Here is a 21,155-nt window from a genome sequence, read left to right as displayed (position 1 = left end):
AAAATTTGAATTTTTCATCATTCATTATACTCCTATAATTAGCAGAAAAAAAGACCCGATTGTAACCGATTACAGATCAGGTCAATAATTTTTTACGGAAGTGTATTCTTTCACCCTCAAACCGATAAGGTATATATCCATTTTTTTGATAAAAATGAACAGCATCATCCCAGTTTTTATTCGTCTCAAGCATCGTGTTGGAAGCTTTTCTTCTACGGGCTTCCTCCTCTAAAAAAGAAAGCATAGCCCTCCCAAAACCGTAACTTCGGTAAGGAGAGGATACCGACATCCGGACAATCCGGCATTCCGTTGGTGTTTCAAAGATGATGCCTCCTGTTGCCATCAGTTCCCCCTTGCGCTCACCGACATAAAAATATTTATTGTCCTGATAATAATCCATAATATCGTCCAGATCCGGGTTTAGGCCCTCAATAATGATCCCAAACCGCTCTTTGAATCCCTGCAGGACAATCTGCCTGGCCTCACTAGCCTGATCTGCGGCAATATGTGAAATATTCATACCTAATCTCCTCATAGTTATGTAATTCCTGACTTTAGATATCTGTGCTGACAGGTTCCTTCCTCTCAGCATAAGGCTAGTAAATTCTAAACAAAACGCTGGTTTCGTATATATTGTTGCTCTCGGAAAAATCCAAAGAGCCGGATTTTTCCCTTGGAGACAAGGGCTTTTTTCTCTGAACAAGGTTAATTAGCTCTTTTCTTCCTCGTTTATCAGGGTATTTCTGGTTAATTAAGTAGATATTTTTTAAAATTTGTATTAAATAGCAACAAAGTTTACGAAAAGAGCCAAACAAAAAGAGCCCTTATAAGGCTCCTTATTTCTTGAATTGATCCACTTTCATCTCCAAATCATCGATCATTTGAATTAAGCGGTCAATATCTTCTAATTCGGTATTTTCAGGGTCAATTGAATCAAGCACTTCTAAGAACATATTTAATCTTTGTTTCAAATATAACACCTGGTCATCTCTATTGCTTGCAGCTTTACCCAATGTGTTCGCTCCTTCTATTAAAAATTTCCTACCTCATCGTACCTAATTGTGCAGCGAATGACAAGCACTAGAAAAAAAACTGACCTCTATTCTTGCCAAGAGGTCAGCAGTATCATTGAGATCAGCGGGGTTTGTCGGCGGTTACAAACCCAAAGGATACATGATCCTGAACTGGGATCCAGGCACCGATTCCTTGAGATGTAACATTTTTAACCAATATGGACCGTTTCGATCCCTTCATGACAAGGTATACTTCACCATAGGTCACTTTCCCTTTTTCGTTCACCGCAGGGGCATAACCATATAAATACCCCAGTCGTTTCGGAGCAATATTATAGACATGGTCTTTCTTCGTGCCTGCTCCAACGATTGTTTGGAAGGAAAGCGGAAGATCCGAGTTTTCCATTGCCTTTAAAAGCATCATTTTCTGTACATCATCAGAGTGCGGTACTTTGGCAGTCAGCCCGCCTTTGATTGTTTTTTGGGCTTCCTGTACATAATGAATTTGGTAATTCTGATTTCCGCCTCTATTATCAAAGTAATTCGTATTGATCTTTTGATACTCCCAGTTCGGCGCCGTTTCTGTGGACTCATAGTTCAATGGCCATTCCCCCATATAGATTGTGGCTCTCATCCCAAGGGCAAAAGGCGATTTGTTCATACTTGACTCATTGAACATGCGAATAAGATTGGGGTTTTCGATTTTAACATTGGAAGTTTCAACCAGTTCTGCAGTTAAATCGCTTGGCTGCAGATAAGGAAGATCTTGTGTCGGATTGGGATACGTGTTCTCTTTAGCAATATTCAATACGGAAGATGGAATCTTGACTTTCGGTTCGGCCGGTTTCTCTGCCGCCTTCTCTTCATCCTTCTTCTGAACTTTTTCTTGTTTTGGTTCTGTCTGCTTTTCTTCCTTCTTTTGAGCCGAGACTGTCGGCAGAATCATAGATGAAATAAGGAACATCATAAGAACGATGCGTAATAGTTTCAAGTTGTTAAACTCCCTTCTAGCTATGCTTTTTCTGTAGTTAGTTTTTCCGTTGTGCTAATAGTTATCCAATCATTTTAAAAAAGTTTCGCTGAAATAAAAATTGAATATTTACAAAATTCAATTTTTATACTATAATTTCTTTATAACCAGCCGGTCCATCCGGCAAAAACAAAGTTTCATTCCCTAAATTCCCTAAAGAAACAAGGAGAGAGCTGAAAAAGCTCTCTCCTTGTTTTTTGCTCAATTGTATTTCTCCGCTTATTTTGCAAAAGTATGGTTAAAAGAATCTCCAATAACACAGATTAATATCGTACATTCAAAGGAGGTTGAAACCATGTCCCTTACATTAAAAGAAAAGGTTGTAGAACTGTTTTCCAACCATAAGGTAGGTACTCTTGCGACGATCAGGAATAATCAACCTTATTCCCGTTTCATGATGTTTTATAATGAGGAGCTGACACTATATACTGCTACCAACCAGCATGCCCATAAGGCTGAAGATATGGCCCAGAACCCTAAGGTCCATATTCTGCTCGGTTTTGACAGAGACAGCAATCACGAGCACTATGTTGAAGTGGAAGCAATGGCTGAAATAGAAGAATCTGAAGAGCTGAAGAAAAAGTTTTGGAACGATCATCTAAAGCCTTGGATAACAGCTCCGGACGATCCTGAGTATATGCTTCTTCGGCTCACACCAAAAACAATCCTTTACTATGAAAGAACAGGAAAAGAGCCTCAAGAACTCAGCCTCTGAAATTAAGATGATAAAACTCCGTGGGTAACCCCGGGGTCTTTTTTCTCTTTAACACTTTAAAGCACTAAGAGGGACAGTCCCTCTTAGTGCTTTAAAGTGTTAAAACATCTAATTATGATCTTAGTTCAAATGTTTCTTCGACTTCGATGCTATCGATTACCGACTGGACCATTGAACAATTTTTCCTGGTCAACTCCATAGCTTTTTCAATTTTCTCTTCCTTCAGGTTGTCACCTGTTATCGTGAAATGCAAAGCAACCTTTTCAATTCTGTTGGCCTTCTCTTCATTTCTGGAGACGTCCGCTTTGATGGAAATATCCTTAAAGCTTACCCTCTGCTTTTCAAGGATCTTCCTCAATACTCCCCCGCTGCAAACCGCGATGGATGAGACCATAAGCTGATAAGGTCGAAACCCATACTCTTCATTTCCGGAAACCTCTAGTTGTCCGAATGAAAGGTCGGTAACAAATCCGCCTTCTTGCATTTTAAATTCCATACTATCACTCCTTAAAGACTGTCTAATCAATCATAGTATATTTTATCCCGGCGACTGTGTACAAAATTTTGATTGAGAATAAAATTGAAGCCTTCTAGCGCAGCCCTACTCATAAAGCCTCGGATAGTTCTACAGTCCCCCTTCAAAACCTGCCAAACCTTTTTTCACCAGCCCCTGCTCAAAGAAAATACCCCATAATGTTTTATCTTGCCAATACTTTGAATTGACGATACCATCGAAGAGGAACTAATTTGTCAGGAGATAGATATATGGATAAACAAAAGAAATTCCGCTTTTGGGTGTTGATCAGCATTGTCGCAATATCCGGGTTTTCACAAGGCATGCTTCTCCCCCTGATTGCGGTCATATTTGAAGGTGATGGACTGTCTTCATCCCATAATGGGCTAAATGCAGCGGGGCTTTACATCGGAATACTGCTGATATCCCCTTTTATGGAAGATCCCCTTAGAAAGTATGGTTATAAACCGATCATTATAGGCGGTGGACTGCTCGTCATTCTGTCATTAATTCTCTTTCCTCTTTGGAAATCATTCTGGTTCTGGTTTGCCTTGAGGATGGTAATCGGGATTGGCGATCATGCCCTGCATTTTGGTACCCAGACATGGATCACCTCATTTTCTCCGGAAAATAAAAGAGGGAGAAACATTTCTTTATATGGATTGTTTTTTGGTGTTGGTTTTGCGGTCGGACCGTTAATGACCCCACTGGTAAAAATAAATGAATCTCTTCCATTTATCGTGTCTTCCCTACTATGTCTGGCAGCTTGGGTGTTTCTCTTTGTCCTGAAAAATGAATTCCCTGAACAAACCATGGAAGTCAGTTCCTTCCGGAGCACCATGTCCAGGTTCAAAGAGGCGATTAAATATGGCTGGGTTGCTTTTCTTCCCCCTCTTGGATATGGCTTCCTCGAAGCCTCATTGAACGGGAGTTTCCCTGTCTACGGCCTCAGAAATGGTATAGATGTCACAAGTGTCTCCATACTGCTGACTTCGTTTGCTATAGGCGGGATAGTCTTTCAGCTTCCGCTTGGCATTCTGAGTGATAAATACGGAAGGCGCAGAGTGCTGCTCACAATCCTGCTGCTTGGCTTTATCAGTTTTACTGCAGCCGGCTTCTTAGAAGCATACATGCCTGCCTTGACTGTTACACTTTTCATCGCTGGTATGGTCGTCGGTTCAACCTTCTCTCTTGGAATCAGCTACATGGCGGACCTCATGCCCGGCAAATATCTGCCGACAGGGAATTTACTTTGCGGAGTCGCCTTCAGCCTTGGAAGTCTCGCCGGCCCTTATACCGGCGGCATTTTCATTGAACTGTTTGAGAATGTCAGCTTCTTTATGATTATCAGTTTCATACTTTTTATCATATTTATGATTATTATGCTATTTGGAAAAGAGAAAGGTCCGCTTCACTCAGCACATAACAAATAAACGATCACTTCCTCTCTTCCCAAAGCCTACGCTGTATGGTAAAATAAGCAAAACAAATACGAAAATTCTGTTTAATTGGCAATACAGCTGTCATCTGCAAAAGATGGCAGCTTTCGTCGTTTAATTGGGGAATTGATGCTGATTATTGTTATCAATTAAAGAAGACATAAAGAGAAAATTATCATAAAGGAGAAGAATTATGAGCTCACAAGCAAAGTCAATGACTGTAAGTGAACCCACCGAATCCTCATCACTATCTATTCTTGAAAAAATGAAGCCGCATGCTGAACTAATCGCCGCACTCATAAGCGGTGTTTTCATCTTACTGGGTTGGCTGACAGCCGCTGACTCTTCTTCATTATCAATCGTCTTCTATTTGCTGGCTTTCGTTATCGGCGGATTTGCCAAGGCAAAGGAAGGTATTGAAGAAACCATTGCCGACCGCGAATTAAATGTGGAAATGCTGATGGTTTTTGCCGCAATCGGCTCTGCCATCATCGGCTACTGGGCTGAAGGTGCCATCCTGATTTTCATCTTTGCCGTTAGTGGTGCTCTGGAGACTTATACCCTTAATAAAAGCCAGCGGGAAATCTCCTCCCTGATGGACCTCCAGCCGGAAGAGGCATTAAGGGTGACCCATGGTACAGAAGAACGGGTCCATGTTTCCGAGCTCTCAATAGGCGACCATATCCTTATCAAGCCGGGTGAGAGGGTTCCTTCTGACGGGCGAATTATCAAAGGTACGACGACTATCGATGAAGCAGCCATCTCAGGTGAATCAATGCCTGTCAGCAAGTCAGTGGAAAGTGAAGTATTTGCCGGAACTGTAAACCTGAATGGAGCCATCACTGTCGAAATCACCAAACACAGTAATGAAACTCTTTTTCAGAAAATCATTGATCTCGTTCACTCAGCTCAAAGCGAGAAATCCCCTTCACAGCTGTTCATTGAAAAATTTGAAGGAACATATGTAAAAGTTGTTCTGGCCGTGGTTCTACTCATGATGTTTGCGCCGCATTTCCTCTTTGGATGGAGTTGGACGGAAACCTTTTACCGGGCGATGGTCCTTCTGGTGGTGGCTTCTCCTTGTGCCCTTGTAGCCTCCATCATGCCCGCAACCTTGTCAGCCATATCCAACGGGGCAAGAAATGGAATATTATTTAAGGGCGGAATGCATCTGGAAAATCTCAGCAACCTTCAGGCAATCGCTTTTGATAAAACCGGAACACTGACAAGAGGAAAGCCGAAAGTCACAGATATCATAACAGATCAAGCTGTAACACAAAGGGAAATACTAGGCATCACCGCCTCCATTGAAAGACAGTCTACCCATCCCCTTGCCCAGGCTATTGTGTCGCATGTCAAAACATTGTATCCCGGCATGCAATTGAGCGACCCTCATTCTCTGGAGGATGTTTCAGGCTGGGGAGTGAAGGCGGTCGTCAACGGAAGGGAATGGAAAATCGGTAAGGCTGAATTTGTCGGCACCGGCGAAGCAGGCCAATTTGCAGGCGGTATAGCACATCAACTGGCAGCCGAAGGAAAGACAACCGTGTTCATAGCCAATAAGGATGGAATTGCTGCATTGATTGCGCTTAAAGATGTGATCCGGGATGAAACCGAACAAGCGTTGAAATCTTTGCGTAAAGAAGGAATTCTTACAGTCATGTTGACCGGGGACAGTGAGAATACGGCAAAAGCCATTGCTCATGAAGCGCAGGTCGATAACTATATAGCGGAATGTCTTCCCGAAACCAAGGTAGAAGAATTGAAGAAGTTGATGGGTCAATATGGAACCGTGGCCATGGTAGGCGACGGAATAAATGACGCTCCTGCTCTAGCAACAGCCAATGTAGGTGTGGCCATGGGGGAAGGGACAGATGTCGCTCTTGAAACAGCAGATATCGTACTTATGAAGAATGACCTGACACGCCTTGCCGAAGCTGTACGCCTTTCTAAAAAGATGCAGAGAATCGTCAAACAAAACATCATCTTCTCACTGGCTGTAATCTTCATTTTAATTGCATCTAACTTCCTGCAGATTCTTGATCTGCCGCTAGGGGTCATAGGTCATGAAGGAAGCACTATACTGGTAATACTAAACGGATTGCGATTACTGAGATCGTAATTAAAGGGTTTCCGATTGGAAACCCTTTTCAATTCTAGTGATAACCATTTTGGCCGTTAGCAGAGCCGGATGTTTTTTGCTTTGGTTTATGCTTACTGTTTTGCTTCGTGCCGCCATCTTTTTTTGTATGTTTCGTCATGGACTATTCCTCCCTTAGATGTTTAAGGCTTTTTGTAAAACTGCCTCGTATAAATAGTCTGTTCAATCTAAAAAAAGAGTTTACCGGTAATAAACGGTAAACTCTTTTTAGTGGGCTTCTTTAGCACTCTGATGAGTTCTTCACATTCATAATGGCATTGATATGGCCGCCGATCATGATGATGATTCCAGTCAGGTAGAACCAGATCATCAGGACGATGATCCCCCCGATACTTCCGTACGTAGCCGAATAGTTTCCAAAGTTGCTTACGTAATAAGAAAAGGCCAATGATGCACCTACCCAGCCTAACGCAGCAAACACAGCGCCCGGGACAGCACTTAAGCATTTGATTTTCTTACTCGGGGCAATAAAGTATAGGCCAACAAACACAATGAATAAAATGATTGGTGAAATCGCCCATCTTATAGCTCCCCATATAGTCAGGAACTGATCTGAGAAACCGAATTGAGAAAATAAGAATAATCCGATTTGCTTTCCAAACACAGGAAGAAGCAAGGCGATAATGAAAACAAAAATCATGGCAATTGTCAACACGATCGACATTAGCCTTGTAATAATATATGACCTGGTCTCTTCTACTTCATATGCATCATTCAATGACTTCACAATCGCATTCATACCATTGGATGCCGACCAGATGGTAGCGATGATACTGAATGATAATAAACCGGTATTCCGGTTTGACATCACTTCGTTGATCGTGGACTGAATCATCTGCATCGTTTCGCCCGGTGCAAAGTCATAAATAACATTTAGTATATCTTGCTGAGAAAAAGGCAGATAAGGAAGCAAGGTGACCAAAAAAATCAACAATGGGAAAAGTGAAAGAAGGAAAAAATAAGCGAGCTGAGCTGCTAATCCTGTCACATCTCCATCTGATATTTTCTGAAATAACTTCTTCCCGAAACCTTTTATACCTCCGTCTTTACTCCTCTTCGTCATCCTTTCACCTCTTATTCTGCATTATTACTCCACTCTTGTGCTGGTGGAATGATGATCCTCCTCAGTAAATACCTCTTTATAAGATTCGGACGAAGAATGAAGTGTTTCTTTCGTATCCTCTATTAAATCCTTTACTTGAGGAGAGAGTTCTTTAATTTCTTCAACTTTTTGATTGATGAATTCCATGTCCTCTCCAATTTGCTGAGCAGTTTCTCTAACTTTCTCATATACCTCTTTCGTTGATTCTACCAGCAGTTGAGGATCACGCGCATAACGGCTGATGAACTCTCCGCCCTTTTTCGTACTGTTCATTACATCTTCTCTCGTTTCTTTATTCAACAGCGTAATAAATCCACCAGCCATTGCCCCAAAAACCAACCCTTTGAAAAATCTCTTCGTTCCCATATTCATCCTCCGATACATTAATGTTGTTAGCTTGCACCTGTTTCTTTCCTTTAATCATATAATGGTACCGTCATAAGGTACAAACGTGAAGACACCAATACTTCATCTTCTTTCTACTTCTTTTCCCGATGTCTTTTTCCCTTTTTTAACGTTTAATTCGTTTTAAAACTGATTTTTGCCCAGATGTGTGACTCGGCGGGGGCGGGCAGTGACCCTCCTATGGGTATGTATCTGTAACTGGATGTCCTTATGTCCCCCGCAACTTCCACTTCATTTTCAATAATTTCACGAAAACTGCCTGGTAAATAAAAGCTTGGTTAAATAGGGATAATAGTTTACCTCTTGGCTTACCAGGATAATCATAGTGAAACAATCACTATCTGCTAACAGAGCTTTAATAAACATATTGGAGTATTTAAGTTATAGTATTATTTATCCATTCGTCCAAGCACTCAAACATGAACATAGGCTGCAATGCGCATTCCGAGGGTGTTCATATTGACATCCCTTCGCAATAATGAAAAGATATTACTAATGACCAAAGCATAAAAGGATGGATGAAACCATGGATCTTTCACAAAAATCACCAGAAAACGTGGAATTTATGATTGAGAAAATCAAGGAAAAATTAAGGGTTGTCAATGTAGGGGCCATCAAACCTTCTCATTTTGACGGTGAGATGTATGAAGAACTCAGAGATATCTATGAAATGGTTGAGCGTAAAGACAGATTCAGCCCTAGTGAAATGCAAGCGATTGTTGAAGAACTCGGAAACTTGAGAAAACAGTAACACCCTTGCAGCCCTCGTGTCTCTGAATGGATTGGTTTCCTCTTTCAGAGACACTTTTTTTGTTGTCGAATCATTATTGGTCTCCTAGAGCTCTTCTAAGGGCACTTTTCCTCTTAAATCCCTCTTAAATCGACTCGCCTTTGGCCTCTAGTGCACTTCTAGAGACACTTTTGTCCTGAAATTGACTCGTTTTTTGCCTCTAGAACCTTCCTTGAGGCACTTTCTCCTTTTAAACCAACTCATTTTTTGCCTCTAGAACCACACTCGAGGCAAGTTCGGCTCACTTCCGTCTCCTAAATCCTTATAGAATAAGCTTCTTGAATAGGACTCCATGTCCCCCACCAAAATGAAAAGGGACCGCGCAAACGGCGGTCCTTTTTCACAGTACCCTCTTAGGATACGTTCTTTAACAGTTTCAGTGACTCGCGAACAAATGCCGGAATGTCATCTGGGTTACGGCTTGTCACAAGCTGGTCGTTGTGTACGACTACTTCCTCGTCTTTGTAGTTTGCACCGGCATATTCCATATCAACTTTTATGGATTTAAATCCGGTTGCATCCTTTCCATCTAATGTTTTAGCCGATAACAGGAGCTGCGGTCCATGGCAAATGGCCAATACCGGTTTGTCGCTTTCCATGAAGCTTTTGGCAAACTGAACGAATCGCTCATCAGCCCGCAGCTGATCCGGAGAAAATCCTCCTGGAAGGAATAAGGCATCAAAATCTTCTGGTTTCACATTATCAATACTTTCATCGATAGTGACTTTTGCCTCTCCTTGTTTGCCTTCCACTGTCTTTCCTGAGTCTTTTTCAATGGTCACGACAGTGTGCCCTTCATCTTTAAATGCATCTGCAGGTTTGGTATACTCTACATCTTCAAACATGTCCGTTACTAAGCATGCAATCTTAGCCATGTGCCACCTCTCCTTTAATTAGCATTTTTTCTATAGTTCATCTATTCCCGCTTATCATTTACAGAAACGCCATGAACACTTCAAAATAATGGAAAATACACTGAACTGTCCGGTGGTGAAGATCACTTTTTGAAAACGGCAATATACCAGCCGCCTTCTTTAACGATAGGATCAATGGAAGTCATTTTCAGCCCTGATTTTTTTGCAAAGTCTTTTAACTCTTTTTCAGTTGGCACCGGGTAGAGATTGTCAAAAGTCATGAAGAAACTGTTGAAGGCACTTGAGAATTCTTTCCCGTGCTTTGGTTTCTGAAGGGGAGTGATAACAGACAGCGCTCCGTTCTTTTTGATCCATTGAGCCGCGTTCTGAAAAAAGCCTGCCCTTGCCTCCGGCTCGATATAGTGAAGGAGGTTGTTTGCCATGACCAGCTTAAAATGGTCATCTGGCTGATATTCATTAATATCTTTATTAAGGATTTCAATGTTGCTGTGTCCCTCCACTACCCCTCTGGCATTCCTGGCAACTTCCTCATTCAATTCAACTCCGACCATTTTTTTATCGGGGAATTTCTTTGCCAATTTACGCAAATAGCCTGCTTCTCCGCAGCCGACATCCAAAACCGAATCCACTTTATATTTTTTCATTACTTTCTCTACTTTGGGATAAGCGAGCTGTTCCAATAAAGTGGATGTTTTCGCCACCGTAGGACCGTGAACATCCGTATCAAAGTGCTGCTTTTTTTGATTTCTAAGAAGATCAGGGTATGCCAGCAATGAAGGGATATGAAGTTCCATCATTTCTTTTAAAATGATGCCTGAAGAAAAACGGTTTGACTTTGACTTAGGCAGCTTCCATTTTTTTATTGTCTTGACTCGCTCACCTGATATTTTTTTAAAATGTTTTAGAATGACACCTACTTCTACCCACTGTTTGAGCAAGTCGTATTCAAGCTCCCTTGCAGCCGCTACTTCTTTAATCGAGGCAGGTTTTTTGAACGACTTGAACAAATCCAGTTCATAGCCGACATAAGCATGCCAGCTGATCAGAAAAGGCATGTTCTTCTTCATCCAGCCCCTTGCCCGCCAAACCCTTATATATTCTCTTATCATACTAATTGCTCCTTCCATTTCCACGGATAATCTTCTCTTTTTGTAAATAGCTTTGCAGCTTTCTCTTCTTCTGTGAGGGGGGTACTCCGTTTTGGAAGCAAGCCTCCTTGTATCAGCCTGTCTTTTACAGTGTCCTGCCACATACCCAGCCCCGATATATTGAGCATCTGCTTAAAATGCAGGACCGGATCCTGTTCAATCCGCATCAAGCTTCTTTTCCTCAGCTTTCCTACCGACCTGTACGGATACGAATAAGCCAGTGCAGAAAGATGGCTCAGTTTCATTTGATTGGCCACCCTCTGCCTTCGCACATGCGGAAACCACTTCAGGTTTTCTTCATTCAACTTATTTTGCATAAACATGTCGCATAGAAGCTCGCCGAGTACATCACCGTCCTGGATGGCCATGTTCATCCCTTCTCCTGCCATAGGATGGACGGTATGGACTGCGTCACCAATCAGGGCTTTATTTCCCTTGATATAACGGTCAGTATGATAAGAAACCGGCACCATCAGCTGGATCGTTTTCCAGGTGTCAATCTGATTCACGTACCCTTCCATATCAGGGCATAGTTCAATATATTTTTCATGCAAGAACTCAATCGGCTTTTTCCTGATCTCCTTGTACTCACCAGCAGGAATCAGGTACACAGACCGTACTTCATTATTCGGCAATGGAAATAGACCTAAAAACCGGTCATAGGTAGAAATGATTTTTCCTTCTGTAAAGGAAGGAGGACGCGGGAATGTAACGGTGAGAAAGTGGTGGTTGTATTCATTCTCTTCCTTCTTTATCCCCATTTCCTGCCGGGTCACAGATACCCTTCCTTCGGCACCTATATAGAATGAACTTGCAAAGAGTTCTTCCTTCTTTTCCTTTCTATCTTCCACTATGGCCTTTCCATCAGAAAAACCTTTGCAGCTGCTGTTAGATTTGTATTGGAAAGATGGATAGGCCATTGCGGCTTCTCTGATAATTTCCTTTAATTTTTCATGGTGAATCATCAGGGAATAGGAATATTCACCAGGAACCACACTATATTTCATATTGGACTCATCTGCAGTTCCGGTCCCTTTGTCTATTTCTACAAGATTTAATTCGTCAATCACATGTCCATTTGCTTTTATTTTTTCTAACAAACCCAATTCGTCGAAGATTTCCAGGCTCTTGGGCTGGAGAAGTTCGCCTTTATATACAGGCGTCGGTCCGGGAAGACGTTCAATCACGGTCACATCAATGTCACACCTTGCCAGTTTTAACGCAAGTGTCAGTCCTCCGATTCCTCCTCCTGATATAAATACATCAGTCCGCAAAATCCTCACCGCCTTTTTACCGATATTTATCCTCTTTCCAGCATGTTGAAACTAGAGGATGTGCAAACATTGGCTTGTAGTGGATGCATTATTTCCCGGAAAATAAGGATATGTGACGACTGATTGGAGGATTGATGCATTTTCTGTAGATAAAAGGACAAAAGCGCAAGCACCTTGATCAGCCCCGACAGTTGATAAGCCGAGGGGCTAGGTGCTGGAGTTGGATCCAGAAACCAATTTTTGTCATCAACACCCAAATAATTTTATAATTTCCTAAACAACAAAAAAGCCGGTTGATGCAGTTTACATCAGCCAGCTTTTTCGACTTCTTTTCACGATACCTTACCGCCAGAACACTTTCAGAGAACTTGAGAGCCATACCCATCAATGCAATGACCCACATCCAGAACAAAGCACCCGGACCGCCAAACATGATGGCAGCAGGTACCCCGACGATGTTCGCGGCACCGATAGTTGCTGAAAGTGCCGATGTCAAAGCCTGCAGCGGCGTTACCGTCCCTTCTCCTTTTGGCTTCTTAAACACACTTCCCAGCGTTTGTTGAAATATGTAAATGGGATAACGAAATTGTACAAATCTCAATAAAAAGGTCAGGTAGAGACCCGTACCCGTCAAAATAATGATCACCGGCGGACCCCACAGCCATGCCGAGACCGCTCCTACCAATTCTAAAAATCTTTCCAAGCTACTAACCCCATGTAAAAATTCTAATAGTAGATATCCCTCAAGCTCATCTCTAAACTTCCCATACCTTCGAATAGAGCTTCTCAACACGCAAAAAGCACCTGCTGATCTGCAGATGCTCTAACTTTAAACTTTATAATGTTGGAAGATCGGTTAGTTCCTACGGCATAATTCTCGGAAGGATCAACACTTCCACTCGTCTGTTTTTGGCTCTTCCCTCACTGGTGTCATTACTCGCCATCGGCTTAAATTCTCCAAAGCCTTTTGCACTGAACCAGCGTGGATCGAGATTTTGATTTTTCAATATGATTTTCATGAAATTAACAGCTCTCATCACACTGAGTTCCCAGTTGGACTCATAATTGGCATTACTGATAGGAACATTGTCAGTATGTCCGCTGATAATGACACTTCTAGGTGTATCCATTTCCAGCAGCCCTGATAATTCCTTGGCAATCCCTGCATCTTTCACTCCTACTACAGCCGATCCGGATTGGAAGAGGACATTATCCCGAATGGTCAGCAGGAGACCTTCAGAAGTCAATTCTGTCGCAAATTGGTTTTGAAGTTCGTTTGCAGCAATATAACCGTTCACCTTATCTTGCAGCTTTTTTAATTCCTGCATCTCCCTTTCCTTGGCTGCCTCGAGTTCATCCACCGTCAAAGGCTTTTGCTCTTTATTTTCATTCCTATCCCCGGCATCTGTTTCAGGTACAGGTGTAGGATATTCCATGACCCCGGTACCTCCTACAAATATCTCATTGAAGGCTTTAGACATCGCCTGAAACTTCTGGGCATCTACACTGCTCGATGCAAATAATACAATGAAAAGGGCCAATAAAAGTGTAAGTATATCAGCATAAGGAATCAGCCATGATTCATCCACATGTTCCTCATGGTGATGTTTTTTACGCCGCCGCGTCATCCTTGACCACTTCCTCATCCATGATTCGTTTTCTTTCGCTCGCCGGCAAATAGGACGCCAGCTTCTGCTCAATCACTCGAGGGGCTTCCCCTTCAATAATTGACAGAATGCCTTCTATCATCATCACTTTAACTTTGACTTCCTGCTTTGACTTGCGTTTTAGCTTATTGGCAAACGGATGCCACAGTACATACCCTGTAAAAATTCCAAGAAGTGTCGCCACGAAAGCTGCTGAAATGGCTTCTCCCAAGTGTGCGATATCATCCATATATCCCAAGGCGGCAATCAAACCAACCACCGCTCCAAGAACCCCCAGAGTTGGTGCATAAGTTCCTGCCTGAGTAAAGATTAGAGCACCTGCTTGATGCCTTTCCTCCATTGCATCGATTTCCTCATTCAGGACGTCACGTATGTAATCACCATTTTGACCGTCAACCGCCAGACCCATTCCGTTTTTCAAAAATGGATCTGTAATATCATTTGTCTTAGCTTCCAATGCCAGCAATCCTTCTCTTCTTGCCAGGTCTGCCCATTCTGAAAACATGGTGATAAGTTCTTTTGGTTCCTGCAGTTTGTTTTCCTTGAATAGTATCCCAAACAACTTAGGCACCCTTTTAATTTCAGAAGTAGGGAAGGCAATGGTCACAGCTCCTATTGTTCCAAAAATAATTATTAAAATGGCCGGCAGATTCAGCAGTCTGTCTACAGGCACTCCCTTTAGAACCATCCCGACACCAACCGCCAAAACTCCTAATATGACCCCAATTAACGATGTTTTATCCATAAAATTCACCCTATACTTTTATTCTTACTTTTTATATCGGAAGGTGAAGAAAATATTGAAGGACAATTTACTCATTTCAGAGATTTACTATTTTCCACAATAAACGCAATATCGACTATAACCGTTCTCTATTACGATAAGTAACGACCTTGATTTAATTGGAACATTTGTTAATAATCCTATTAAAAATCTGCAGAAAATGTCGATAAAAACAGTAAAAGTTTAATATCAATCGACAGGAGAGAAATATAATGACCATTGAAGAGTTAAAACTGCAGGACCTAAAGAGGAAAAATATCCTTATGTTGATTCTTTATTCAATTTCTTTGATAGCAGCCATCTCATATACCGTGCTCTTTAAGCTCCCAGTGATTGAAACCATCCTGTATATCATCCAGCTTGCAGCCATGGTTGTGTTCTTTTTCGTTTTTCAAGTAGCTCTAAAGAAATACCATCTGTTCCCCCTATTTACCATCCCCGTCATTTATCTGATCATCGGTGCCGACATCTTTATCAACGGCGGTTCCGGGAACAACTTGATCATCCTGCTTTTCCTTGCAGTTCTGTCAGCGCTGCATTTTAAACGTTCTTTGTTTGCACTTGGATATATTTTAGGTTTCGTTCTCTTCATATTGAACAAACAATTCTTTAAAGGACCTGGTGAAATAGACTCCATTTTCATTCCTGGTGTTCTTGTTTATATTTTGCTTGGTGCATTGCTATTCATTGTCGTCAAGTTAAACACAAACCAATTTACACAACTTCAAAAATTTGTGGTGGATGCCGAAGCGGAAAGCATCAGAAAAGAGAACCAAAAAGTGCTTTTGGAAACAGAACTTCAAACGATTTTTAAAAGCATCAAGAAAGTGAACGATCAAATTCAGCACCATCTCGTTTCCCATAACGAAATGAAAACAGCCCTGCAGGAAATATCAGCAGGAAGCCAGACACAGAGCGACCAAATCAACAGCATTGCCTACATATCGGAAACTACCCTGAGACAAATGGAAGGAATGGCTTCTATGGCAGAAGTGCTGTTCAAGCACTCAGAAGAGGCTGGGACAACAGCAATTAACGGTACAGAAAAGGCGGACGAACTACAAGTTAATATGAATGAATTAAATACGTTCATTGATGAGCTTAGTGTGACTTTCACAGAACTGACGAACAAAATTGAAGAAACCAACAGCTTCATCGGGACAATTCAGGGAATCACGGAACAGACAAATCTACTGGCACTCAACGCCTCTATTGAAGCGGCAAGAGCAGGAGAAGCGGGAAGAGGATTTTCAATTGTAGCCGACGAAATCAGAAAGCTTGCTGAAATGACAAGCACGACGGCAACCCGCATCAATGATAATTTGTCTTCCGTTAATCAGGCAAACTCCACCGCCCTGCAAAAGATGAATCTGAGCAGCAGCAAGCTGGCTGATAATCTCCAAGCTGTGGAAGATGTCAGCAGCTCTTTTAAAGAGTTGAGATCCAAACTTCAACTACTTCAAACGGAGTTCCATACATTAGCTGATAATTCCAACTCAGTTAAACAGCAAACTGTAGATGCAGAACTTTCCACAAAAGAACTTGCAGCCATTATTGAAGAGGCATCTGCCGGCCTGGAGGAAGTGAGTGCCACGATTGAAACATTGAATGATGATACCAATACCATTGCAGGTTATGTAAATGAAACGGTAACAAGCGCGGAGAAGATTCAAGCTAATATCGATAATAAGTAAGTAAAGAGCATCCCGATCAATCGGGATGCTTCTTTTTTAATATGAATTTCAAGAAATAGGGTCATAATTTACAGACATCACTGGTAAACAAGAAAGAAAAGAGCTAAACACCCTATTCAGTTAGATAAGCCCTTGTACCCTAGGAAAGATCCGGCACCTTGGATTTTATCGATAAGAACAATCTATACGAATACAGGCTATTATAATAATTTTTTCTCTATCTTATGTTCATAATTCTTAAAGAGTGAACTGTTCGTATTCATTCTTTTTTTGGACATCAGTCCATTGAACTTCAAAAGTTTTTCGTTAAGATCCCTTTTCAATCCTTCTTTCTCAAGCTGGTCCTCACAGTCCCTGATCAGGTCCTCTATGCGGAGCATCTCCTTTCTCAAGGCATTCTCCTCAGTTGAAAAACCGGCATTCTTCATGATGCGGTGTGCCATACGGAGTTCTTCCGGGATACTCGAATCATCTTCCAGCTTCAGCGGCTTTCCATAACCAGGCAAACGGTCAAACTCTCCGTCTTCGTAAGCTTTCTTGATATTCTGTTCAGATAAAATGGTGAATAAATCCATTTTCCCTCTCCTTTTCTATTGCGGCTTACTTCTATTATATCCTCCATCCATTTGCCACTCGCCTTACTAATAAGGCAATTTTTTGAAACTTGCTTTACTCCTTAGAACCGCCACTAATAAAATTCTCCCTCATGGAAAAACTACTATAAAGATACAGCGGAAAGGGGTGTCGATCATGAGCAGAGGAAAATCATTTCAACATAAAAAGAAAGGCCATCCTGGCAACTATCCATCAGACGCATTGACTGAAAAACATACAAAAGAAAAAATTGAGGATGAAGAATATATCGTTACACAAGAAGCTTTCAAAAACCGTGTAGATGAAGAATGATTTTTTGTAGGAGGTGAATCGCTTTGGCGATTCTCCTCTTTTTAAAACGCTGTGTGTTGCTATCGAAAAAATCCAAAGGACCGGATTTTTCCCTCAGGTACAAGGGCTTATCTAACTGAACAAGGTGAATTACTCTCTTCTTTCTTGTTTACCAAGATAATTCCTGCGAAATATGGTTATTGCTCTTAAATTTCATAGTGAATAGCAACAAAGTTTTAGAAGAGCCTTTTAAAATTGAGTTGCCTTCATTCAAAATTCCCCTTTTTTTTTCCACAACTGTAGCTGCCCGCACGTAACCATCTCCCCGTCCAGATAACCCATCACACTATTTACTTTTTGTCAGATTGGGATAGAATCTACTAATATACTATAAAATTATTAGGTGATTGAATGAATAAGAAAAATTTATGGTTCCTGTTACTGCTTCTGCCTGCTGTCCCTTATTTTTTATGGATTCTCAAACCAGAGACTCCGCTCAATGTAGTCATCCTTGATAAAACGGTTCCACAAGAAGATTACAGAGAACACAGCGGTTTGACCTGGCTGCTTAACCACTGGAAAATCGTTAAACCCGGAGACAGCTCCTCCTATCAGTTGACTGATTATGCAGGATGGCATCCTGAAAGCCCCAAAGATGAAAAGATAGAAGAGCTGAATTTATCTGCTGAGAAACCAGACCTTATCTATATTGCCGACACTTACGGGGTGTACCCTGAACAGAAGAAGAATTCCGAGCGCGGCAATGACCCCATCTATGGCGGGCTTACACAAGATGAGGTATATCAAATTGATCAAGCTTTAAAGGTAAACGGATCCACCCTTGTAACTGAATTTAATACATTGGCAAGTCCTACCGGGGAGAAAGCCAAGAAAGCGATGTATGGTCTGCTTGGCATTGAATGGTCGGGATGGACTGGAAGGTATTTCAATGAGTTGGACCCTGCTAAAAGTCCTGAGCTGCCAAATTGGATTGTTGATTCCTATCAAGCTCAAGCATCAGAATGGGCTTTTTCTGGACCAGGTTTCGTCTTTTCCCATGAGGATGAAAGGCTTTTCATCCTGGAGGAAAATGACCATTACACAGAAAAGGGAATATGGATTGAATACAATGAAAGTGGAAAAGAGCTATTTGGTTTAGATGTATCCCCTGCCTATGGGTATTGGTTTGATATCATTCATACCAATTCTGCAGAAGCTCTTGGAAGCTATCAAATGGACCTTACCCAGAAAGGCCGCGAGATGTTCAAAGAGTATGGCATCCCAGATTCATTTCCGGCTGTCACCCTGCTAAAACAAAATCAATCCAAGCGTTATTATTTTGCCGGCGACTTTGTGGATACCGGCAGTACACCGGCGATCCATCAATACATCGGCCTTGACTCCATCCAGAAGATCTTTACATTTGAGAAAAAAAACAGGCCCCAAACCTTCTATTGGCGTGCTTATGTTCCAATGATGGAAGCCATTTTGAGGGAAGCACAAGAACCTTTAAACAAAGAAACTGAGCAAGCCGACAAGCCGGAAGCTATGCCGGCAATGGTAAAAGATAATCAATACCAGATTATGAAAGATGGGAAATGGGAGCCGATTACCATCAAAGGCGTGAACATGGGGATCGCCAAACCCGGCTACTTTCCGGGAGAGACAGCCATCAGCCGTGATGAATACTACCGGTGGTTCCAAATGATTCATGAGATGAACGCGAATGCCATCAGGGTGTATACTCTTCATCCGCCTGGATTTTATCAGGCTTTAAAGCAATTTAATGATGAACACAAAGAAAATCCACTCTACCTGTTTCATGGAGTCTGGATTGATGAAGCTCCATTGGAAGAGACACTGGATGCTTTTTCACCAGAAAACACCGAACCGTTTACAGAAGAAATGAAAAGAATTGTAGATGTTATTCACGGGAATGCAAATGTTTCTGAAAAACCAGGACACGCAAGCGGAATCTACTCTGCCGATATTTCTGATTATGTTATCGGATGGATATTGGGGATCGAATGGTATCCTTACATGGTTGAGAATACCAACAATGTCCACGCCTCTAAAGGTGAATATGAGGGGAACTTTACTTATACAGAAGGAGCAGCCCCATTTGAAAACTGGCTGGCGACTATGATGGATACAATCCTGACATACGACCATAAAAATTATGGGACAACCCGCCCCGTTTCGTTCACAAACTGGGTGACGACGGATTTACTCGACCACCCTTCAGAACCGCTTGAGCAGGAAGATTTGGTCAGTGTAGATCCCAATGTAATTTTTCTGAAGGAAGATGTAACAGCTGGACAATTTGCTTCCTACCATGTTTACCCTTACTATCCGGATTTCTTGAACCTTGATCAAAAATATCTTGACTATACCGACCACCGCGGAAATAAAAACAGCTATGCGGGGTATCTAAATGACCTGCATGAAGCCCACCGGCTGCCAGTATTGATAGCAGAGTTCGGTGTTCCGGCTTCGAGAGGAATGACCCATGAAAACCCGTACGGCTGGAATCAAGGATTTAATAGTGAGGAAGAACAAGGAACAATAAATGCTTCGTTATACGAAGATATCCTTCAGGAAGGAATGCTTGGCGGCCTTGTCTTCACCTGGCAGGATGAGTGGTTCAAAAGGACTTGGAACACACTGGAGCTTGATAACCCTGACAGAAGGCCGTATTGGTCGAATGCCCAGACAAACGAACAGCAATTCGGCTTATTAAGCTTTGACAGGCACAAAGTGAAACTGGATGGCAAAACAGAGGAATGGTCGGATACACAGTCACTTTATGCAGCAGGAAAACAATCCGAGCTTCAAAACCTGAAAGTGAACCATGATGAACGCTATCTGTATTTAAACTTAAAAATGTCACCATCTGCCATCCAAGACTGGGAGAACAAAGATCTACTATTCCTTTTTGATAGCGGAATAGAAGGTGGAAATACGGTTTCTTCCATCAACTCAGAGTACTCAGGAATCGATTTTGTTCTCCATATTAATGGAAAACAGGGTTCACGTCTGCTGGCAGACAGCCGCTACGATCCATTTTATTATCAATACAGTGAACAGCTGTCTTTCCTGGAAAAGGCACCGTATCACGGAAAACAAAACTCTGGAGTCTTTCATCCAATCAGATTCGCTCTGAATAAACCGCTCATCATACCAAGCACTGGCGAAACCCTTCCATTCAACTTCTATGAAACAGGGAAATTCAGGTATGGCAACGGCAATCCAGACGATACAGCATATGATTCGCTGTCGGATTTTTATGTGAATGAGGAAGAAGGAACCATTGAGGTGCGCATTCCTTGGCTTATGCTCAACTTCAGGAATCCCGGCCAAAAAGAAATCATTGGTGATCTTTGGAAAGAAGGAATGACTGCTTCCGCCGTAACCGAAGGTATAAACATTGCAGTTCTTTCCGGCAATGGAATAGACAGTCAATCCAGCTCCATGGCACTAAAAAACTTTAAAGTATCTGATTCACTGCCGGCAATCGGAAATTCTATAAAGAAGTACAGCTGGGAGAATTGGGACCTGCCTCAATCCGAGGAGCGGTTGAAAGAGTCCTACTATATTCTTCAAGAGGTATATGGAAAATACGAATGAGAAAAGAGCACTTCCAGTTGTGGAAGTGCTCC

The 21,155-nt window shown here is 41.9% G+C and carries 19 protein-coding genes and 1 pseudogene; 7 read left to right on the top strand and 13 right to left on the bottom strand.

Translation table 11 applies throughout. The features are described from left to right. Positions 1-76: 76 nt before the first annotated feature. The 3 genes from V1502_RS04300 to V1502_RS04290 form a co-directional block, all read right to left on the bottom strand. Complete coding sequence (locus V1502_RS04300; protein WP_409253159.1) at positions 77-520, bottom strand: GNAT family N-acetyltransferase; 444 nt, start codon at positions 518-520, stop codon at positions 77-79. 316 nt (positions 521-836) lie between these two features. Beyond that, positions 837-1,013, bottom strand: a complete 177-nt coding sequence (locus tag V1502_RS04295; RefSeq protein ID WP_409253158.1) for an SE1561 family protein — start codon at positions 1,011-1,013, stop codon at positions 837-839. A 121-nt stretch (positions 1,014-1,134) separates the two neighbouring features. After that, positions 1,135-2,004: a YfkD family protein gene (locus V1502_RS04290; RefSeq protein WP_409253157.1), complete on the bottom strand. Its 870-nt coding sequence runs from the start codon at positions 2,002-2,004 to the stop codon at positions 1,135-1,137. 334 nt (positions 2,005-2,338) lie between these two features. Here V1502_RS04290 and V1502_RS04285 point away from each other — a divergent pair, with 334 nt between their 5' ends. Further along, complete coding sequence (locus V1502_RS04285; protein ID WP_409253156.1) at positions 2,339-2,758, top strand: pyridoxamine 5'-phosphate oxidase family protein; 420 nt, start codon at positions 2,339-2,341, stop codon at positions 2,756-2,758. 112 nt (positions 2,759-2,870) lie between these two features. Here V1502_RS04285 and V1502_RS04280 read toward each other — a convergent pair whose 3' ends face one another. Beyond that, complete coding sequence (locus tag V1502_RS04280) at positions 2,871-3,254, bottom strand: OsmC family protein (RefSeq protein ID WP_409253155.1); 384 nt, start codon at positions 3,252-3,254, stop codon at positions 2,871-2,873. Positions 3,255-3,523: 269 nt separating this feature from the next. Here V1502_RS04280 and V1502_RS04275 point away from each other — a divergent pair, with 269 nt between their 5' ends. Together V1502_RS04275 and V1502_RS04270 are read left to right on the top strand one after the other, a co-directional pair. Next, on the top strand, positions 3,524-4,705 hold the full coding sequence (locus V1502_RS04275) for an MFS transporter (RefSeq protein WP_409253154.1): 1,182 nt from the start codon (positions 3,524-3,526) through the stop codon (positions 4,703-4,705). Positions 4,706-4,904: 199 nt separating this feature from the next. Further along, on the top strand, positions 4,905-6,833 hold the full coding sequence (locus V1502_RS04270) for a heavy metal translocating P-type ATPase (protein WP_409253153.1): 1,929 nt from the start codon (positions 4,905-4,907) through the stop codon (positions 6,831-6,833). A gap of 259 nt (positions 6,834-7,092) precedes the next feature. Here the strand turns inward: V1502_RS04270 and V1502_RS04265 are convergent, their stop codons facing one another. Then, positions 7,093-7,935 (bottom strand): YihY/virulence factor BrkB family protein, encoded by an 843-nt coding sequence (locus V1502_RS04265; protein WP_409253152.1) that lies wholly within the window; start codon positions 7,933-7,935, stop codon positions 7,093-7,095. A gap of 24 nt (positions 7,936-7,959) precedes the next feature. Beyond that, positions 7,960-8,340 (bottom strand): YtxH domain-containing protein, encoded by a 381-nt coding sequence (locus tag V1502_RS04260; protein ID WP_409253151.1) that lies wholly within the window; start codon positions 8,338-8,340, stop codon positions 7,960-7,962. Positions 8,341-8,905: 565 nt separating this feature from the next. Here V1502_RS04260 and V1502_RS04255 point away from each other — a divergent pair. Then, positions 8,906-9,130 (top strand): DUF1128 domain-containing protein, encoded by a 225-nt coding sequence (locus V1502_RS04255; protein ID WP_409253150.1) that lies wholly within the window; start codon positions 8,906-8,908, stop codon positions 9,128-9,130. A 392-nt stretch (positions 9,131-9,522) separates the two neighbouring features. Here the strand turns inward: V1502_RS04255 and V1502_RS04250 are convergent, their stop codons facing one another. From V1502_RS04250 to motA, 6 genes and pseudogenes are all read right to left on the bottom strand, one after another. After that, positions 9,523-10,044: a type 1 glutamine amidotransferase domain-containing protein gene (locus tag V1502_RS04250; RefSeq protein WP_409253149.1), complete on the bottom strand. Its 522-nt coding sequence runs from the start codon at positions 10,042-10,044 to the stop codon at positions 9,523-9,525. A gap of 122 nt (positions 10,045-10,166) precedes the next feature. Continuing rightward, a complete protein-coding gene (locus tag V1502_RS04245) occupies positions 10,167-11,153 on the bottom strand; it encodes a class I SAM-dependent methyltransferase (protein ID WP_409253148.1) in 987 nt (328 codons plus the stop codon). Then, entirely contained in the window at positions 11,150-12,466 is a 1,317-nt protein-coding gene (locus tag V1502_RS04240; RefSeq protein ID WP_409253147.1) for an FAD-dependent oxidoreductase, read from the bottom strand. The genes V1502_RS04245 and V1502_RS04240 overlap by 4 nt, the downstream gene beginning before the upstream one ends. A 319-nt stretch (positions 12,467-12,785) precedes the next feature. Further along, positions 12,786-13,169 (bottom strand): annotated as a pseudogene (locus tag V1502_RS04235) (alanine:cation symporter family protein); the annotation flags it as partial. Positions 13,170-13,329: 160 nt separating this feature from the next. After that, positions 13,330-14,094, bottom strand: coding sequence for a flagellar motor protein MotB (motB, locus tag V1502_RS04230; RefSeq protein WP_409253146.1), 765 nt, complete (start codon positions 14,092-14,094; stop codon positions 13,330-13,332). Next, the gene (motA, locus tag V1502_RS04225) at positions 14,078-14,878 is read right to left on the bottom strand and encodes a flagellar motor stator protein MotA (protein WP_409253145.1); all 801 of its coding nucleotides are present in this window, start codon (positions 14,876-14,878) and stop codon (positions 14,078-14,080) included. The genes motB and motA overlap by 17 nt, the downstream gene beginning before the upstream one ends. 251 nt (positions 14,879-15,129) lie before the next feature. On the opposite strand from motA, the gene V1502_RS04220 reads away from it, so the two are divergent. Continuing rightward, positions 15,130-16,611, top strand: a complete 1,482-nt coding sequence (locus V1502_RS04220; RefSeq protein ID WP_409253144.1) for a methyl-accepting chemotaxis protein — start codon at positions 15,130-15,132, stop codon at positions 16,609-16,611. 200 nt (positions 16,612-16,811) lie between these two features. Here V1502_RS04220 and V1502_RS04215 read toward each other — a convergent pair whose 3' ends face one another. Next, positions 16,812-17,186 (bottom strand): DUF1992 domain-containing protein, encoded by a 375-nt coding sequence (locus tag V1502_RS04215; protein WP_409253143.1) that lies wholly within the window; start codon positions 17,184-17,186, stop codon positions 16,812-16,814. Between the two features lie 175 nt (positions 17,187-17,361). Between V1502_RS04215 and V1502_RS04210 the strand changes: the two genes are divergently transcribed. Both V1502_RS04210 and V1502_RS04205 read left to right on the top strand, forming a co-directional pair. Then, positions 17,362-17,517, top strand: coding sequence for a hypothetical protein (locus V1502_RS04210; protein WP_198008257.1), 156 nt, complete (start codon positions 17,362-17,364; stop codon positions 17,515-17,517). 390 nt (positions 17,518-17,907) lie between these two features. Next, positions 17,908-21,123 (top strand): hypothetical protein, encoded by a 3,216-nt coding sequence (locus V1502_RS04205; RefSeq protein ID WP_409253142.1) that lies wholly within the window; start codon positions 17,908-17,910, stop codon positions 21,121-21,123. Positions 21,124-21,155: the final 32 nt, after the last annotated feature.

The organism is Rossellomorea sedimentorum (assembly GCF_046237645.1).
Taxonomy (GTDB): Bacteria; Bacillota; Bacilli; order Bacillales; family Bacillaceae_B; genus Rossellomorea; species Rossellomorea sedimentorum.
Note: the sequence above shows the minus strand (reverse complement) of the source record. Positions and strands in the feature narration are given on the sequence as shown.

Bases quoted from the DNA above. Each gene is read 5' to 3' on its own strand.
- V1502_RS04255 (WP_409253150.1), top strand. From the start codon at position 8,906: ATGGATCTTTCACAAAAATCACCAGAAAACGTGGAATTTATGATTGAG.
- V1502_RS04280 (WP_409253155.1), bottom strand. From the start codon at position 3,254: ATGGAATTTAAAATGCAAGAAGGCGGATTTGTTACCGACCTTTCATTC.
- V1502_RS04265 (WP_409253152.1), bottom strand. From the start codon at position 7,935: ATGACGAAGAGGAGTAAAGACGGAGGTATAAAAGGTTTCGGGAAGAAG.
- V1502_RS04215 (WP_409253143.1), bottom strand. From the start codon at position 17,186: ATGGATTTATTCACCATTTTATCTGAACAGAATATCAAGAAAGCTTAC.
- V1502_RS04270 (WP_409253153.1), top strand. From the start codon at position 4,905: ATGAGCTCACAAGCAAAGTCAATGACTGTAAGTGAACCCACCGAATCC.
- V1502_RS04285 (WP_409253156.1), top strand. From the start codon at position 2,339: ATGTCCCTTACATTAAAAGAAAAGGTTGTAGAACTGTTTTCCAACCAT.
- V1502_RS04250 (WP_409253149.1), bottom strand. From the start codon at position 10,044: ATGGCTAAGATTGCATGCTTAGTAACGGACATGTTTGAAGATGTAGAG.
- V1502_RS04205 (WP_409253142.1), top strand. From the start codon at position 17,908: ATGAATAAGAAAAATTTATGGTTCCTGTTACTGCTTCTGCCTGCTGTC.
- V1502_RS04300 (WP_409253159.1), bottom strand. From the start codon at position 520: ATGAATATTTCACATATTGCCGCAGATCAGGCTAGTGAGGCCAGGCAG.
- V1502_RS04220 (WP_409253144.1), top strand. From the start codon at position 15,130: ATGACCATTGAAGAGTTAAAACTGCAGGACCTAAAGAGGAAAAATATC.
- V1502_RS04260 (WP_409253151.1), bottom strand. From the start codon at position 8,340: ATGGGAACGAAGAGATTTTTCAAAGGGTTGGTTTTTGGGGCAATGGCT.
- motA (WP_409253145.1), bottom strand. From the start codon at position 14,878: ATGGATAAAACATCGTTAATTGGGGTCATATTAGGAGTTTTGGCGGTT.
- V1502_RS04210 (WP_198008257.1), top strand. From the start codon at position 17,362: ATGAGCAGAGGAAAATCATTTCAACATAAAAAGAAAGGCCATCCTGGC.
- V1502_RS04275 (WP_409253154.1), top strand. From the start codon at position 3,524: ATGGATAAACAAAAGAAATTCCGCTTTTGGGTGTTGATCAGCATTGTC.
- V1502_RS04245 (WP_409253148.1), bottom strand. From the start codon at position 11,153: ATGATAAGAGAATATATAAGGGTTTGGCGGGCAAGGGGCTGGATGAAG.
- motB (WP_409253146.1), bottom strand. From the start codon at position 14,094: ATGACGCGGCGGCGTAAAAAACATCACCATGAGGAACATGTGGATGAA.